Genomic DNA, 17580 nt, shown 5'->3' with positions numbered 1-17580 from the left:
AACAATCGCGAAAGAGCACAGAAAACGGCAGTACCTCCTTCTGCCGTTTTTCTTTGTCCAGTTTTCAGAGACTATGTTTTCAGTAGCCAATCTTAAGCAAGGAAAAAGGCTCCACAATCAAAAGCAAAATTTTTTTGCTAACTGAATTTTACTTTAAGTTTTTCTTAAGCTAAGAGCAGTATACTATGAGTATCAAATGAAGCCCCCTAACTTTGTTTGATAATCCTAAACTTTTTCATAATAATCTCCCATAAAGGCCACCCAATCCGGTGGTCTTTTTTTGCTCAAATTTTAGAATAAGACAGGAAGTTTATCGGATTGTAACTCAAATGTTAAATTTTAAAGGATACGTTATACAAAGTTAAGGTTTCTTTAAGTTAGGGGCAGTATACTATGAGTATCAAATGAAGACCTCCTAACTTTATTTGATAGAAATCCTAAACTTTTTCATAATAATCTCCCATAAAGGCCACTCAATCCGGTGGTCTTTTTTTGTGTTCAGACGTTGATTAGATTTGCTTCCTCTGCTTTATTTTCTGCTATAATAGTTCTATGAGTAGAATTTTAGATAATGAATTAATGGGTGATGAGGAATTAGTGGAGCGCACCTTGCGTCCCCAGTATTTACAGGAGTATATCGGTCAGGACAAGGTCAAGGACCAGCTGAAGATTTTTATTGAAGCGGCTAAGCTAAGGGATGAGGCGCTGGACCACACCCTGCTTTTTGGCCCTCCAGGTCTGGGGAAGACGACCATGGCTTTTGTTATTGCCAATGAACTAGGCGTAAATCTCAAGCAGACTTCTGGTCCGGTGATTGAAAAGTCCGGAGACTTGGTTGCAATCTTAAATGACCTTGAACCGGGGGATGTCCTCTTCATAGATGAGATTCACCGCTTGCCAATGGCGGTAGAGGAAGTGCTGTATAGCGCTATGGAAGACTTTTACATCGACATTATGATTGGCTCGGGCGAGACCAGTCGCAGCGTCCATCTGGATTTGCCGCCTTTCACTCTGATTGGGGCGACCACTCGGGCAGGCATGCTGTCCAATCCTCTGCGGGCTCGCTTTGGGATTACCGGTCACATGGAGTATTATGAAGCTGGCGACTTGACGGAAATTGTCGAGCGGACGGCAGAGATTTTTGAGATAGCTATTACCCACGAGGCTGCGAAGGAGCTGGCTCTGCGTAGCCGAGGCACACCGCGGATTGCCAACCGTTTGCTCAAGCGGGTGCGGGACTATGCGCAGATTATGGGCAATGGCCTGATTGATGATAAGATAACCGACCAAGCTCTCTCCATGCTGGATGTGGACCAGGAAGGTCTGGATTACGTGGACCAGAAGATTTTGAAGACCATGATTGAGGTCTACGGTGGCGGTCCCGTGGGGCTGGGAACCCTCTCGGTCAATATTGCTGAAGAGCGCGAAACTGTTGAGGACATGTATGAGCCTTACCTGATTCAGAAAGGCTTTGTCATGCGGACACGGACTGGGCGCGTGGCTACCCGTAAAGCCTATGAGCATCTAGGATATGAGTATATGAAGGAATGATGACAGAAAAGGAGATTTTAGACCGACTAGGTCAAGATTCAGACATCCGAGCGATTTTGGAAATTATTCGCAGTCTGGAGCTCAAGGATTCTTGGTTGGCGGCTGGATGTGTGAGGAATTTTATCTGGAATATGCTGTCAGAGCGACCAGGTTTTGATTCTGACACGGATGTAGATGTCATTTTCTTTGATCCGAGTTATGCTGAGGCAGAGACGATAGAGCTGGAAGCCAAGCTCAAGGCAGACTGGCCACAGTATCGATGGGAGCTGAGAAATCAAGCCTATATGCACCGCTATAGTCCTGGAACGGCGCCTTATAAAAATGCTTGCGAAGCCATGAGTAAGTATCCTGAGCGCTGCACGGCTATCGGCCTGCGCTTACTGGAAAATGACAAACTGGAACTTTTTGCTCCCTATGGTTTGGAGGATATCTTAAACTTTCAGGTCAGACCGACTCCTCATTTTCTTGAAAATAAGGAGCGCCAGCTTGTCTATGCTGAACGTTTGGCTAAGAAGAGTTGGCAGAAACGCTGGCCGCAGTTGGAATACCACTATCCTGATAAATAGGTATAAGCTAAGAGTAAAATGTTTAAGTTATTTTAAGGAAGTTTTAAGGAATGGATATTATACTATAAGCAAGTTAAGAAATTAACTTAACTCCTAAAACTTTTTTCTTTTTAAAAAATAATCTCCCTACAAAAAGCCACCAAATGAGTGGTTTTTTTGCTATTTTTAGACATGAGAGGGGCGGGGCTTGTCAGTTTTCAACGAGAATCAGGAAACTGTAAACGATTCAGTGCTAGTTTTTGCCATTATTTTGTTATAATAGATAGCGAGGTATTGTATGAAGAAAATTGTATTTGTATGTTTGGGCAATATCTGCCGCAGTCCGATGGCAGAATTCGTCATGAAGAGTTTAACAGACCAACTGAAAATCGAGAGCCGGGCAACCTCAAGCTGGGAGCACGGCAATCCCATTCATCGGGGAACACAGGCTATTTTTAAAAAATATGCTATTACTTATGATAGGAACAAGACTTCTCAGCAGATTTCAGCAGTGGATTTTGCGGATTTTGACTACGTCATTGGTATGGATGAAAGCAATGTTCGAGATTTGAAGCGGATGGCGCCTGAGGATTTTCAGCATAAAATTTATCAGTTTGAAGAAGAAAGTGTGCCAGATCCTTGGTACACAGGAGATTTCGACCAAACCTATGATTTGGTCTTGGCTGGCTGCAAGAAGTGGCTAGAGCGTTTGGATGGATAGGAATATGGATAAAGTAAAAGAATTTTACGATAAATACAAGGTCTATCTGACCCGGCAGAATTTAGAACTCTTGGCTGTAACGGTCATTGTACTGTCAGCTATTCTGGTCTTTACTTCGGGGATTCCTGGTAAGGGCGTTTTAACGCTGGATCAGGGCAAGATCAAGTATGATGGGACCTTGGTTCGCGGGAAGATGAACGGTCAGGGCACTATGACTTTTCAAAATGGGGACAGTTATAGCGGTCAATTTCGCAATGGCATCTTTGACGGAAAAGGAACCTTTACCTCGCAGGCTGGCTGGAAATATGAAGGGGACTTCAGCAAGGGTCAGGCTGATGGACAAGGGAAGCTAACGACAGAAGGCAATGTCGTTTATGAAGGAACGTTTAAACAAGGAATTTATCAAAATGCGCATTAAATGGTTTTCGCTCGTCAGAATCACGGGGCTGCTTCTAGTTCTGCTTTATCATTACTTCCAGGGCGTTTTCCCTGGCGGTTTTATTGGAGTGGATATCTTCTTTACCTTTTCTGGCTTCTTGATTACCGCTCTGCTTATTGACGAGTTTGCCAAGAAGAAAGAAATCGATATCCAAGGCTTTTTCAAACGGCGTTTTTATCGGATTGTACCACCTCTGGTCTTTATGATTTTGGTCGTTATGCCCTTTACTCTCTTGATACGTAAGGATTTTGTGGCTGGGATTGGGACGCAGATTGCGGCTGCTTTGGGCTTTGTGACCAACTTTTATGAAATGCTCTCAGGCGGCAGTTATGAGAGTCAGTTTGTGCCGCACATCTTGATTCACACTTGGAGTCTGGCTTTAGAAGTGCACTATTATGTTCTGTGGGGATTGGCCGCTTGGGGCTTGGGCAAGATTGCCAAGTCAACGGCCCGCTATCGTGGCATGATCGCGCTGGTTTCTGCAGGTCTCTTTTTGGTCAGCTTTGTATCAATGTTTGCTGGAGCTTTGACCACTAAGAATTACTCTGATATTTATTTCTCAAGTTTGACCCACGTCTTTCCTTTCTTTGCAGGAAGCATTCTGGCGACCTTGTCTGGTATTGGCCATGTCAGCAGTCGCTTTAAGATGCTGGAGCAAAAGCTGGCTCTCAAGCAAGTACTAGGAATTATGGGGGGCAGCGCAGCTATTTTGCTTTTGCTCAGCTTCCTGCTCAAGTTTGACAATCTTTGGACCTATCTAGTAGGGTTCTTGACTTCGACTACCTTGGCCTGTCTGATGATTTTGGCAGCTAGGATGCTGCATGATAAGCTTCCTGATGTGAAGGAGCCTGGCATTGTCAACTTTATCGCAGATACCAGCTATGGTGTTTATCTCTTCCACTGGCCTTTCTATATTATCTTTACCCAGCTGATGAGTAATGGCTTGGCTGTTCTCTTGACCACGCTGCTGTCTCTTACTTTTGCAGCCCTGTCTTTCTATATCTTGGAGCCAACTCTTGCTGGTCGTCAGCCAGTTATCATGGGAACCAAGATGGACCTATCTTCTCTTACTAGACCAATTTTTTACAGTATGATTCCACTGACTTTAATCATGTTCTTTATCTCGGTGACAGCACCAAAGGTAGGAGCTTTTGAGGAAAGTTTGATTGTCAATGCTCTGAATCAAGCTGACACTAAGATGCAGACAACTCGCAGTCAGGTTGATCAGTCCAAGGCGACTGAGTACAATGTGGCGGACGGGATTACCATGATTGGTGACTCTGTTGCCCTGCGCTCTAGCGATCAATTGCAGCAGATCTTACCAGGAATCGAGCTAGACACTGTCGTTAGTCGCAGTCTGAGTACAGGCTTGGAGGTCTACAAGACAGATATTGCTAATAGAGTGCTGAAGAAGCAGGTTGTTCTGGCTCTTGGAACCAATTCGTCCGGTTACTCGAATGAACTTTTGGATGAATATGTTTCCAGCTTGCCTAAGGGGCATCAGCTGATTCTCGTGACTCCTTATGACGGTCGCTCAGAGGGCGGTGTCTTGGCCCAGCAGCGGGAGTATGAGCTGGAATTAGCCAAAAAATACGACTATGTCTTTGTGGCTGACTGGCATCAAACTGCTATCGAAAATCCGCAGATTTGGGAAGGGACAGACTATGTCCACTTTGGCTCGAACTCAGAGTCCATCATTGAAGGGGGAACTCTCTATGCCAATACCATTAAGCAAGCCATAGATGAAGCCAATTCAGGTAATGTGAAACCATAAATAATCAGCTCGGTTCGTCCGAGCTTTTTATATCCAAAAAAGAAAGCGCTTTCATATATTATGTGAAAGCAAAAGTATGTGAAAGCTCTAAAAAATTAAAAAAGTTTTTCACAAATTAGACAAAAATAATCTGATAAATAAGCGCTTATTGTATAACATTCACAAAATAACAGGAAAAAGTTTGTGAATGTTAAGTGAAAGTGTTTACAAAAATCATTAAATAGGTTATAATTAAATTGTGAAATATTTAACAAAGGTTAGTGTTCTTCGTCTAACCTAAGGCAAAACCATTGGAGGAATAGAATGGCTGAAAAGAAGAAAACGGTAGAACAAGAAGACAAGGCTTTGGCAGCACAAAAGCATGTCGATGAATTGGTGCAAAAGGGTCTGGTTGCACTAGAGGAAATGAGAAAGCTGAATCAGGAACAGGTGGACTACATTGTAGCCAAGGCCTCTGTAGCAGCTTTGGACGCTCACGGTGAGTTGGCCCTGCACGCTTATGAAGAAACAGGCCGCGGAGTTTTTGAAGACAAGGCAACGAAAAACCTTTTCGCCTGTGAGCACGTTGTGAATAATATGCGCCACACGAAGACTGTTGGCGTTATTGAAGAAGATGATGTAACTGGTTTGACCCTGATTGCGGAGCCAGTGGGTGTTGTCTGCGGTATCACACCGACTACCAACCCGACTTCAACAGCGATTTTCAAATCTTTGATTTCCTTGAAGACTCGTAATCCGATTATCTTTGCTTTCCACCCATCTGCTCAAGAATCATCTGCCCATGCAGCGCAAATCGTGCGTGATGCAGCGATTGCAGCAGGTGCGCCTGAAAACTGTGTACAGTGGATTACAGCGCCATCGATGGAAGCAACTTCTGCACTTATGAACCACGAAGGGATTGCGACTATCCTTGCGACAGGTGGTAATGCAATGGTGAAGGCAGCTTACTCATGTGGTAAGCCAGCTCTTGGGGTTGGTGCCGGAAACGTACCAGCTTATGTTGAAAAATCCGCTAATATCCGTCAAGCAGCGCACGATATCGTTATGTCTAAGTCCTTTGACAATGGTATGGTCTGTGCTTCTGAGCAAGCGGTTATCATTGATAAGGAAGTTTATGATGAATTTGTAGAAGAGTTCAAATCTTACCATACTTACTTTGTCAATAAGAAAGAAAAAGCTCTCTTGGAAGAATTCTGCTTCGGTGCTAAGGCAAACAGCAAGAACTGTGCTGGTGCTAAGCTCAATCCGGATATCGTTGGTAAGCCAGCTACTTGGATTGCAGAGCAGGCAGGCTTCAGCGTGCCAGAAGACACGAATATCTTGGCCGCAGAGTGTAAAGAAGTTGGGGAAAAAGAGCCGTTGACACGTGAAAAATTGTCACCTGTCATCGCTGTTCTCAAGTCCGAATCCCGTGAAGACGGTGTTGAAAAGGCCCGTCAAATGGTAGAATTCCATGGTCTTGGTCACTCAGCTGCTATCCATACAGCGGACGAAGAGTTGACCAAGGAATTTGGTAAAGCTGTCCGTGCTATCCGTGTTATTTGCAACTCACCTTCTACTTTCGGCGGTATCGGTGATGTTTATAATGCCTTCCTGCCATCACTGACTCTGGGCTGTGGCTCTTATGGTCGCAACTCAGTGGGTGATAACGTTAGTGCTGTGAATCTCTTGAACATCAAAAAAGTAGGAAGACGTAGAAATAATATGCAATGGATGAAACTCCCTTCAAAAACTTACTTCGAGCGTGACTCTATCCAATACCTGCAAAAATGTCGCGATGTGGAACGTGTCATGATCGTTACAGACCATGCTATGGTAGAACTTGGTTTCCTAGATCGTATCATCGAACAACTTGATCTTCGTCGGAATAAGGTTGTTTACCAAATCTTTGCAGACGTAGAGCCAGATCCAGATATCACAACAGTTGAACGTGGTACAGAGATTATGCGTACCTTCAAACCTGATACAATCATCGCGCTTGGTGGTGGTTCACCAATGGACGCAGCTAAAGTAATGTGGCTCTTCTATGAGCAACCAGAAGTGGACTTCCGTGACCTTGTTCAAAAATTCATGGATATCCGTAAACGTGCCTTCAAATTCCCATTGCTTGGTAAGAAGACTAAGTTTATCGCAATCCCAACCACATCTGGTACGGGTTCAGAAGTGACACCGTTTGCCGTTATTTCTGACAAGGCTAACAACCGCAAGTACCCAATCGCTGACTACTCTCTGACTCCAACTGTAGCCATCGTAGACCCAGCTCTGGTACTGACTGTTCCAGGATTTGTCGCAGCAGACACTGGTATGGACGTGCTGACTCACGCAACAGAAGCTTATGTCTCTCAGATGGCCAGCGACTTTACAGATGGTTTGGCTCTCCAAGCTATCAAACTAGTCTTTGAAAACCTGGAAAGCTCTGTTAAGAATGCTGATTTCCATTCTCGCGAAAAGATGCACAATGCCTCTACTATTGCTGGTATGGCCTTTGCCAATGCCTTCCTGGGAATTTCCCACTCTATGGCTCATAAGATTGGTGCTCAGTTCCATACGATCCATGGTCGTACAAATGCGATCTTGCTGCCATACGTAATCCGCTACAACGGTACACGTCCAGCTAAGACAGCGACATGGCCTAAGTACAACTACTACCGTGCGGATGAGAAATACCAAGATATCGCACGCATGCTTGGACTCCCAGCTTCTACTCCGGAAGAAGGGGTTGAATCTTACGCAAAAGCTGTTTATGAACTGGGAGAACGTGTCGGTATCGAAATGAACTTCAAGGCTCAAGGTATTGACGAAAAAGAATGGAAAGAACATTCACGCGAATTGGCCTTCCTTGCCTATGAAGACCAATGTTCTCCAGCTAACCCACGCCTTCCAATGGTTGACCACATGCAGGAAATCATCGAAGACGCTTACTATGGCTACAAGGAACGCCCAGGACGCCGCAAATAAGCGAGCAGCTTCCCCAATTAAAAATAAGACAGTTTGTCGGTCATCCCCTGCCCTTTGGTGGGGGATATTTCTATGTGTCTTAGCGAGGCAAGACCGTTGGTCGAAGCTGAGCTTAGAGACATGGTTGCTGAGGAGCGGAGCGACGTAAGCGCTAGGCCTCTTAACGAAAGGAACTTGCTGGGGTACAAAGACGTAAACCTTCTGACTACTTGTGATTGAGTGAGCTTTTGTGCTAAGATAAGGGGACAATGGAAAAAAGGAGACCAATGTGATTTTTTTATCTTTATGGGCTGGGTTGTTGAGTGGTCTTTGCTGGTTATTGGGGGATATTCTGCTGGTTGGCTTTGAGGTAGACAAGGAAAGTTATGCCTCTTTTACGGAGCAGAGTCGGATTGGCAATAAGAATCTAGCTATGCTGATGCTATCCGGCTCTGTCGGTCGGCTGCGTCTGGGCGCTCTGGTGGCTAACTTCTCAATCCCTCTTATGTTAGTCTCGCTTTATGCTCTCTTTGGTTTGACAAATAAGGGCTTGTGGGCCTATCTGTCAATAGCCTTGTTAGGAATTGGATTTGCCCTGTCGCCGGTGGCACACGTGGCCTTTTACTACGTTGGGATCATCAGCAAAAAGGCTTATAAAAGAAGCAACGGACAGGTCTGCTCAGACGAAGATAGCGGGCTTATCAATGAAGCAGTGCTCTTTCTAGATATAACCTGGCGGACAGCTATCGCTCTGACAGGTCTAGGCTGGCTCGTTTACTCACTGCTAATAGTTACCGGTCAGACAATATTGCCTGCTTATCTGGGGCTGCTGACTCCTTTACCGCTCAGTCTGTTGACTATCTTACTGGTAGAAAAGCTGAGAATCGGACGCCCCTACCTTAACGGAGCAGGCTTAAACATAGGATTTAGTTTGTTCTATTTACTGCTCCTGCTTCATATAGCTTCTTAGGCAGTGAATCGGTAAAATTTCAGAAAAACAGAAAATCTATATATTGACCTATTGAATATTTCTTCTTTCTATGGTATGATGAAAGAGGTTTCAAGAATCGTTGGGAGGATAAGACATGAAAAACCCTACTTTACTTAAAGAAATGTTACATTATCGCGGAAGAGATGAAATGCCCGACGATTTTGATACCTTTTGGGAAAAAGCTATGGTGGTGGCTGCTCATTGGTATGCTACTGACCTATCTCCAGATATGAGCTTTAAAACAAGCTTGTTTAGCATACGGTCTGAGAGGTTTTTATTCTTTCAGGCTGGAAGTCTACAAAACTGCTTCCCCCTGGGACTAGGCATTCGCCTAGTTCTTTTTAGTTGTAGAAAAATGTTGGAACAGTCACGGAAAAAATAAATATTTTAGCTATATTCGTCTGTATAAGTTTCAAACTGAGATGAAAAAAGTAATACCCGAAAAGAAAGTACTTTCTAAAAGTAAAATCATATTGAAACTAATTGCAATAAATGTTAAGATAATAAATGTAAAGACTTACAATAAATGAGTAAGGAGGATAGGAATCAAATGGAAGAGTTGAGACATAAGTTGATTGTGTCGTGTCAGGCTCTACCAAACGAACCATTACATAGCGACTTTATCATGGCTCGTATGGCAGTGGCGGCCAAAGAAGGAGGTGCTAGCGGAATTCGGGCTAACTCGGTTATAGACATCAAGGCTATTAAAGAAGCGGTGGATTTGCCAGTTATTGGGATTATCAAGAGAGATTATCCAGATGCCCAAGCTTTTATTACACCAACTATGATAGAAGTAGATGAGCTGATGGAAGCCCGTCCGGAGATTATCGCTTTAGATGCGACAAATTCCAGCAGACCTCAAGGAGAGAGTTTGAAAACATTTTTCCAGAAAGTCAAAGAAAAATATCCTCAGCAGCTTTTGATGGCTGATTGTTCAACTCTTGACGAGATGCTGGAAGCTGATCGAATGGGATTTGATTTTATCGGAACAACCTTGGTAGGCTACACTAATCAGAGCGAGGGAGATAAGATTGAAGCTAATGACTTTGAAATCATCCGAAAAGCTTTAGCTGAGATTCAGCACCCTCTGATTGCTGAGGGGAATATTGATAGTCCTGAAAAGGTGAAAAGGGTTCTAGAGCTAGGAGCCTTTAGTGTGGTAGTAGGATCTGCCATTACACGGCCGCAGCTGATTACAAGGAAGTTTGCAGACGCAACGAAAGAATAGAAAAGAGGAAGAATATGTCAAGATTAGAAAAATATGAAGGTGTCATTCCAGCTTTTTATGCTTGTTATGATGAAGCAGGAGAGGTAAGCCCAGAACGTGTTCGTGCTTTGACTCAGTACTTTATTGATAAGGGAGTTAAGGGTGTCTATGTTAATGGTTCTTCTGGTGAGTGTATTTACCTCAGTGTAGCAGACCGGAAATTAATTTTGGAAAATGTCATGCAAGTGGCTAAGGGCAAACTGACAGTTATCGCTCATGTAGCTTGCAACAACACTAAGGACAGTGTGGAACTGGCTAAGCATTCTGAAAGTTTGGGTGTTGATGCCATCGCTGCTATTCCTCCTATTTACTTCCGTTTGCCGGACTATTCTATCGCTAAGTACTGGAACGATATGAGTGCAGCAGCTCCGAATACTGACTTTGTCATCTACAATATTCCGCAGCTGTCTGGAACGACCCTGACACCAGCACTCTATGCAGAAATGCGTAAAAATCCACGAGTTATTGGGGTTAAAAACTCTTCTATGCCGACTCAAGACATTCAAATCTTTGTCGCAGAAGGTGGGGATGATCACATCGTCTTTAATGGTCCAGATGAACAGTTTATCAGCGGTCGGGTCATTGGTGCTAAGGCCGGAATTGGCGGAACCTATGCTGTGATGCCAGACCTCTTCCTCAAGCTCAACCAGCTCATCATTGACAAAGATCTGGATCGTGCTAAAGAACTGCAACATGCGATTAATAGTGTGATTTACAAGATGGTCAGCGGTCGAGCAAATCTCTATGCTGTTATGAAAGAAATTCTTCGTCTCAATGAGGACTTGGATATCGGATCTGTGCGAGCACCGTTAGAGCCTCTATCTGAGGGAGACTATGCGATTGCCAAAGAAGCAGCTGCTATGATTAAGCAGGTAAGAGAAGACTTCTTGTAATATAAAGAGTGTGACACCAGAGTATAGGGCGGGCTAAACCTGTCCACCCTAGGCTCTGATGATGAATAATAATGGAGAAATTCTATGGGAAATGTTGGTTTTACTACAATCGATATGATTATTCTGATTGTGTATTTACTAGTTGTTCTGGTAGCAGGTTTGCTCTTCTCGAAAAAAGAGATGCAGGGTAAAGAGTTCTTCAAAGGTGATGGAACGGTGCCTTGGTATGTAACATCTGTTTCCATTTTTGCTACATTGCTAAGTCCGATTTCCTTTATGACACTGGCGGGGAACTCTTATGCAGGGACTTGGCTGCTTTGGTTTGCCCAGCTGGGTATGATTTTTGCCATTCCAGTGGCTATTCGTTTCTTCTTGCCGATTTATGCACGTCTGGATATTGATACAGCTTATGACTACCTGCAAAAACGTTTTGGCTCTAAGGCCTTGCGGGCTTTGTCAGCTGTCTTCTTCATCATCTATCAAATCGGCCGCATGTCCATCATTATGTATCTACCTTCAGTAGCTCTGGCTACTCTAACGAAGATTGATGTCAACATCTTGATCATTGCGATGGGTGCGATAGCCATTGTTTACTCTTATACCGGTGGAGTCAAGTCAGTTCTGTGGACAGACTTTATCCAAGGTTCAGTACTCTTGATTGGTACAGTTGTGGGACTTTTCTTCCTGATTGCTAATCTCAAGGGTGGCTTTGGCGATATTGCTAGTGAGCTGGCCAGCGGTAAATTTATCTCAGGAAAAGAAACTATTTTCAATCCTAACTTGCTGAAAGATTCTATTTTCCTGATTATCTTGGGATCTGGTATCAATACCCTGTCCTCTTATGTATCCTCGCAAGATATCGTTCAGCGCTTTACGACAACTCAGAATGTGAAGAAACTCAATAAAATGATGTTTACGAATGGAGTTTTGTCAATCTTTATCGCCTCTGTCTTTTATCTGATTGGTACAGGCTTATATGTCTATTATCAAGTACAGCATCCAGGCACTGAGGGTAGCTCTATTCCTCAAGACCAGATCTTCACTTACTTTATCGCCTATGGTCTTCCAGTTGGAGTGACCGGTGTTCTGATTGCGGCAATTTACGCAGCGGCTCAATCTACTATTTCTACGGGTCTTAATTCTGTAGCGACTTCTTGGACTCTGGATATTCAAGATGTTGTGTCCAGCAATCTGGACGACAAGAAACGGACTAAAATTGCTCAATATGTTTCTCTAGGTGTAGGAGTCTTCTCCACAGTAGTTTCAATCGTGATGGCTCATACAGGTATTACATCGGCCTATGTTTGGTTTAATGGCTTTATGGGCTTGGTGCTAGGTGTCTTGGGAGGAATCTTTATTCTGGGAATCTTCACCAAGCGTGCCAACCTCAAGGGAGCTTATGCAGCTATGATTGCTTCCAGTATTGTTCTGCTAGTCATCAAGTACGCTCTGCCAGCAGAAGCGGTTAGTATCTGGGCTTATTCATTGATTTCAATTGTTGTTTCCTTGATTGTAGGCTATGTGGTTTCCGTCTTAACTGGCGGCAAGGCTGCGCCAGAGAATACAACAGTTTACGATATTGCAAGCATTCATGCAGATAAATCCTGGGAGGTACGGCACTAATGGAACTAGTTCAATATAAAGGAGCAGCTGTTGAGAGAGACATTCAGCATCCTGCCTTAAAAAAAGTCTTAGAATTTTTACAGACACATGATGTCAGCCAAGATGAAAAGGGCAATCACCCTGTGTCTGATGATTTCTTTTACAATGTCATTGAAATGACGACCACGACCGAAGATGAACGGGTCTGGGAAAGTCATAGGGAATTTTACGATGTGCATCTGATTTTTGAAGGACGGGAGCGCATCCACTATAACTTTTTGTCCAATATGGAAGAAGGGGATTATGATGCGGAAGGAGACTGGCAGCAGATGTCCGGCCAAGCTTTGTTTGACTTGGTATTCACTCCTGGCAACCTGCTCTTGCTGGATCCTAATGACGCCCATAAGACTGGACTGATAGCTGAAGAAGCCGGCCCCATCCGTAAGGTTGTCTTTAAAGTAAAAATTGTATAAAAGGCTGCGGGCGGGATGAGAAAGACGGATTGTTCTTAACATGCTGCCCCAGCTTTTTTAGTCAGTTTTGAACTTTATTTTCTGCTAGAGAATTCTAGCAAGGAAGGGTTGGAATTACTTTTGAGAAAGTGGTAGAATAAAGAAAATAGTTGCAGGAGGAAAATGTCTGATGATTTCTTTGGAAAAAAACATTTTGCCAGTGATTGAGTCTGTATATGGTAGTCTGACACACCTGGAAAAGAAGATTGCAGATTATTTTCTGTCTGATGAGGCACTGACAGCTGATCTATCGGCTCAGGCGGTGTCTCAGAAGCTCTATGTCTCTGTGCCTTCTCTGACTCGCTTCGCCAAAAAATGTGGCTTTTCAGGCTATCGGCAGTTTATCTTTGAATTTCAGGAATCCAGTTCAGAAAGTAAAAACGTCAGTCGGGATTTGACGAGAAATGTCTTGTCTGATTATGGCGAATTGCTTAATAAGACTTTTTCCTTGATTGATGAAGAACAGTTCCTGCGCGTGGGGGATATGCTCAACAATGCTGGTCGAGTCTATATCTACGGACAGGGGAGTTCAGGCTTAGTGGCTCGGGAAATGGAGTTTCGGTTCATGCGGTTGGGAATGGTTTGTAAGGCCATTACGGACGACCATATGATTCGGGTGAATAGAGTCATGCTGGATCCGGACTGTCTGGTTATTGGCATTTCCATATCTGGTGAGACTAAAATTATCACGCAGGCGATCCAGAATGCAAAAAAAGTCGGAGCCAAGACTGTGCTGGTAACTTCCAATAACAGCGACGATTTGAGGCAGCAGTGTGATGAACTGGTCCTAGTAGCTGTCAAGAAGCACTTAGCACAGGGCAATAATATCTCTCCTCAGTTTCCGGTTTTAGTCGTGATGGACATTTTCTATGCCTATTATATGGATTTAGACCGGGATCATCGCAGCCAAATCTTTACAAATACACTTTCAGCTTTAGAAGAAAATCAAGAAGAGAAGGAGCATGAATCGTGAATATTGTGGGAATAGATATCGGTGGGACAACGATTAAAGCAGATCTCTATCAGTCTGACGGACGTAGTCTAAATCAATTTCGAGAAGTTGCCACTGAGATCGACTTTGAAAAGAAAACGAATCAGATTTTAGAACAGGTTTGCCAGCTAATAGCATTTTATAAGGAGAAGTTTGAGCTAGATGGAGTGGCGATTTCATCTGCTGGTGTAGTTGACAGCCAGTCTGGGAAAATCAGTTACGCTGGCTATACCATTCCAGGCTATATTGGGACGGATTTCCGTAGTCGGATTTTAAAAGAATTTGGTTTACCGATTGCGATTGAAAATGACGTTAATTGTGCTGCTCTGGGTGAGGCTTGGCTAGGTGCTGCCAAAGGTCATGCTTCTGCAGTTATGATTACTGTCGGTACAGGCATTGGCGGCGGCATTATCAATAATGGAAAGATTGTCAATGGATCTACTTATACTGCTGGTGAGGTAGGCTATCTGCCCATGGAAGATGGACAGGACTGGCAATCCCTGGCCTCAACAACTGCCTTGTTAGCATTATACAGCCAAAAGACAGGCGAGCAAGGCCATACTGGGCGTAGCTTTTTTGCAGAGGTAGATCAAGGAGATAAGCTGGCGCAGGAAACACTTGATATATTCTTGGGTCGCCTAGCTAAAGGTCTCTTAACCCTGTCCTATATTCTAAATCCAGAGGTGTTGATTGTTGGTGGCGGCATATTAGCTAGATCTGAGCTTATTCTGCCACGTCTTGAAAGTCTGATGAAGCAGCAAGTAGTAGATCCGCGCTTTTTGCCTAAAAACTTAGTGGCAGCAGCCCTAGGGAATGAAGCCGGACGATTAGGCGCTGTTCGACATTTTCTGAATCAGGAGAAAAACTCTGTTTGAAAAAACTGTTTTCAGAAAGAATGTGATATAATTTATGCAAGTACGAAGCTGTACTCCAGAAGATGACTTGCCAGAAGGTTGGCTAGTTAGCCAGGAATGCAGATTTTAAAATCCGTTTTCGAAGGTTTTTGAAAACGAGGGGGTGAATAGATGGCCAATGAAACACTTGAAAAAATGCAGGAAATTGAAACTGCTGCAGAAGAAGTTTTGATGGGCTACAGGACGCAGACTCAGGAGCTGCGACAGCAAGTAGATGAAAATCTCAGGCAGCTAGGTCTGACTTATGACGCTGAAACGCAGAAGCTGGCAGAGGAATTAACTGCGACTTCCCAGCAACAGTTGGTGCTCCTGCAGCAAGACTTGGAGCAGACAACCCAGCAAAATGAGGACAAGGTTGCGGCTGCTTTGACGGACAAAAAAGCAGACTTGGCGCGAGCCATTGTAGAGAAGGTGGTAGAAGCCTATGGCCATTAGTCAAATGCGGCAGTTGTCTCTGCTTCTGCCCAAGGAACTGCTAGACCAGCTTCTCTTTTACCTACAGGGCTTAGAGTCGGTTCAGATTCATGACCTGCGGCAGGAAGAGGACTGGCAGGCAGCCTTTGAGCAGGCTTTAGTCGGTCGACCAGATCGGCAGCTATCTCAGCAGGATTTGCTCAGACGCCAAGAAAAGCTCGAGAGACTGATTGAAGAGCTGGAGCCCTTTATGCCCAAAAAGAAACTGCTGGAATCCTTAAAAGAAGAGCCTTTAGAGTTGTCCTTTACTGCTTTGGAGCAGGCAGGGAAAGCCCGGGATGAGATTGCGCTGTTAGAAGGAATCAGCAAGCAGCTCAAGGTCTTGCAAGAGGCCAAGGATCAGATAGAAGCTGACCGCTTGGAAGTGGCTGCGCTGGAGAAGTGGGAGCAGCTGGAGCTAACACCGCAAGCAGCTGCGACTTTCAGTCATCTGGGAGCGTTGATTGGGACGATTCCCAATACAGATGACGATGCTCTGCGCCTGACTCTCGGAGCACATCCTGACCTGAAATTTCAGGAAGTCTTTACCGATGATACGGAGCAGGGGGTTCTTATTTTTTACAAGACAGGCTCTCTGGAAGAAGTTCGCAAAATCTTGAAAGAGTATGGCTTTAAGCCTTTTGAGTATGACCATGCGGAACTGCCTGCTGAGCGGGTAGCCCAGCTCAAAGCCAATATTCGACAGCAGGAGGCGGTGGCAGATGCTATGACCAAGAGTCTGGCAGCTTCTAAGAACGAGTTGGATCAGCTCAAGGTTCAGCTGGACTATCTCTGCAATCTCTCTTCCCGCCAAGAAAGTAAGAACCAGTTAGCCAGCACGCAAAATCTGGCGGCTTTGGAAGGCTGGATCGAAAGCAATCAAGTTCAAGCTCTTGAGGAATGCTTAACAGAGCAGTTTGGTCAGAGCATTCTCATCCAGACCAGAGAGATTCGACAGGACGAGGAAGATAAGGTTCCGACCAAGCTAAAAAACAATGTCTTAGTGGAGCCTTTCGAGCTAGTGACGGAGATGTATTCCTTGCCTAAATATGGTGACAAGGATCCAACCCCTGTCGTTTCCCTATTTTATTTTGTATTCTTTGGCATGATGGTTGCCGACATTGGCTACGGCCTCTTACTCTTTGTGGGCACCAGCCTGGCGCTGCACTTCTTGCATGTCAAGCCGGGACTGGCTAAGAATCTGCGATTCTTCCGCTTGCTGGGCGTAGCAGTTATCATCTGGGGACTGGTTTATGGCTCTTTCTTTGGCTTTGAACTGCCCTTTGCTCTGATTAGTACCAGCTCTGACGCCATGACGATTCTGGTCATTTCGGTCGTCTTCGGCTTCATTACAGTACTGGCGGGCCTTTTCCTCAGCGGTCTGAAAAATATCCGCCTCAAGGATTATGCAGAAGCTTATAATGCAGGCTTTGCTTGGGTGCTGATTTTGCTGGGGCTGCTACTCTTGGCCCTAGGAAATTTCTTCCCATCCTTGTCCTTTGCGGCAACGATTGGTCAATGGCTAGCCGTCATCAATGCACTTGGCGTATTGGCAGTATCCATTGTCAGTGCTAAGAGTTTGGCAGGGCTGGGGTCAGGTCTCTTTAATCTTTACAATGTCAGCGGTTATGTGGGAGATCTTGTCAGCTTTACGCGGCTGATGGCTCTGGGGCTTTCGGGAGCCAGCATTGGCTCGGCCTTTAACTTGATTGTCAGCCTCTTTCCACCTGTCGCTCGCTTTAGCATTGGCATTCTGCTCTTTATTGCCCTGCATTTGGTCAATATGTTTCTATCTTTTCTGTCCGGCTATGTGCACGGAGCGCGTTTGATTTTCGTGGAATTCTTTGGAAAATTCTACGACGGCGGTGGCAAGCCTTTCACTCCGCTTAAGCCTAGTGAGAAATACGTTCAGCAAAGCAAGAAATAAAGATTAGGAACTAGGGTAAGAGATGAGAAGTTCATCTTAAAAAACACTTTCTGCAACATCAAA

General features: G+C 44.5%; 16 protein-coding genes. All 16 read left to right on the top strand.

Annotation, left to right across the window (positions count from 1 at the left end; genetic code table 11):
* Window positions 1-552: 552 nt before the first annotated feature.
* The 16 genes from ruvB (at window position 553) to RWS24_RS06395 (ending at window position 17517) form a co-directional block, all read left to right on the top strand.
* Complete coding sequence (gene ruvB / locus RWS24_RS06470) at window positions 553-1551, top strand: Holliday junction branch migration DNA helicase RuvB (RefSeq protein WP_314366193.1); 999 nt, start codon at window positions 553-555, stop codon at window positions 1549-1551.
* The gene (locus RWS24_RS06465) at window positions 1548-2117 is read left to right on the top strand and encodes a nucleotidyltransferase family protein (RefSeq protein WP_314366191.1); all 570 of its coding nucleotides are present in this window, start codon (window positions 1548-1550) and stop codon (window positions 2115-2117) included. Before ruvB ends, RWS24_RS06465 begins: the two co-directional genes overlap by 4 nt.
* A gap of 277 nt (window positions 2118-2394) precedes the next feature.
* The gene (locus tag RWS24_RS06460) at window positions 2395-2817 is read left to right on the top strand and encodes a low molecular weight protein-tyrosine-phosphatase (RefSeq protein WP_314366189.1); all 423 of its coding nucleotides are present in this window, start codon (window positions 2395-2397) and stop codon (window positions 2815-2817) included.
* Window positions 2810-3235, top strand: a complete 426-nt coding sequence (locus RWS24_RS06455) for an MORN repeat-containing protein (RefSeq protein ID WP_002907692.1) — start codon at window positions 2810-2812, stop codon at window positions 3233-3235. The genes RWS24_RS06460 and RWS24_RS06455 overlap by 8 nt, the downstream gene beginning before the upstream one ends.
* Window positions 3225-5030, top strand: coding sequence for an acyltransferase family protein (locus RWS24_RS06450; protein ID WP_314366206.1), 1806 nt, complete (start codon window positions 3225-3227; stop codon window positions 5028-5030). The genes RWS24_RS06455 and RWS24_RS06450 overlap by 11 nt, the downstream gene beginning before the upstream one ends.
* Window positions 5031-5333: 303 nt before the next feature.
* Window positions 5334-7988: a bifunctional acetaldehyde-CoA/alcohol dehydrogenase gene (gene adhE, locus RWS24_RS06445; RefSeq protein WP_002901984.1), complete on the top strand. Its 2655-nt coding sequence runs from the start codon at window positions 5334-5336 to the stop codon at window positions 7986-7988.
* Between the two features lie 268 nt (window positions 7989-8256).
* Window positions 8257-8937, top strand: coding sequence for a DUF6796 family protein (locus tag RWS24_RS06440; RefSeq protein WP_314366188.1), 681 nt, complete (start codon window positions 8257-8259; stop codon window positions 8935-8937).
* A gap of 115 nt (window positions 8938-9052) precedes the next feature.
* Window positions 9053-9340 (top strand): acetylxylan esterase, encoded by a 288-nt coding sequence (locus tag RWS24_RS06435; protein ID WP_314366186.1) that lies wholly within the window; start codon window positions 9053-9055, stop codon window positions 9338-9340.
* 144 nt (window positions 9341-9484) lie between these two features.
* A complete protein-coding gene (locus RWS24_RS06430) occupies window positions 9485-10186 on the top strand; it encodes an N-acetylmannosamine-6-phosphate 2-epimerase (RefSeq protein ID WP_314366185.1) in 702 nt (233 codons plus the stop codon).
* Window positions 10187-10200: 14 nt separating this feature from the next.
* Window positions 10201-11118, top strand: a complete 918-nt coding sequence (locus tag RWS24_RS06425) for a dihydrodipicolinate synthase family protein (protein ID WP_314366183.1) — start codon at window positions 10201-10203, stop codon at window positions 11116-11118.
* 84 nt (window positions 11119-11202) lie between these two features.
* Window positions 11203-12741 (top strand): sodium:solute symporter, encoded by a 1539-nt coding sequence (locus RWS24_RS06420; protein WP_314366182.1) that lies wholly within the window; start codon window positions 11203-11205, stop codon window positions 12739-12741.
* Entirely contained in the window at window positions 12741-13193 is a 453-nt protein-coding gene (locus RWS24_RS06415; protein ID WP_125445499.1) for a YhcH/YjgK/YiaL family protein, read from the top strand. Before RWS24_RS06420 ends, RWS24_RS06415 begins: the two co-directional genes overlap by 1 nt.
* 169 nt (window positions 13194-13362) lie before the next feature.
* Complete coding sequence (locus RWS24_RS06410) at window positions 13363-14205, top strand: MurR/RpiR family transcriptional regulator (protein ID WP_314366180.1); 843 nt, start codon at window positions 13363-13365, stop codon at window positions 14203-14205.
* Window positions 14202-15098 (top strand): ROK family protein, encoded by an 897-nt coding sequence (locus RWS24_RS06405; RefSeq protein WP_314366179.1) that lies wholly within the window; start codon window positions 14202-14204, stop codon window positions 15096-15098. The genes RWS24_RS06410 and RWS24_RS06405 overlap by 4 nt, the downstream gene beginning before the upstream one ends.
* A 150-nt stretch (window positions 15099-15248) precedes the next feature.
* A complete protein-coding gene (locus RWS24_RS06400) occupies window positions 15249-15572 on the top strand; it encodes a hypothetical protein (protein WP_161543990.1) in 324 nt (107 codons plus the stop codon).
* Entirely contained in the window at window positions 15562-17517 is a 1956-nt protein-coding gene (locus tag RWS24_RS06395) for a V-type ATP synthase subunit I (RefSeq protein WP_314366176.1), read from the top strand. The genes RWS24_RS06400 and RWS24_RS06395 overlap by 11 nt, the downstream gene beginning before the upstream one ends.
* Window positions 17518-17580 lie beyond the last annotated feature (63 nt).

Origin of the sequence: uncultured Streptococcus sp. (genome assembly GCF_963528215.1) — a bacterium.
Classification (GTDB): Bacteria; Bacillota; Bacilli; order Lactobacillales; family Streptococcaceae; genus Streptococcus.
The sequence above is the reverse complement of the archived record's forward strand: the minus strand, read 5'-3'. Positions and strand labels throughout refer to the sequence as shown.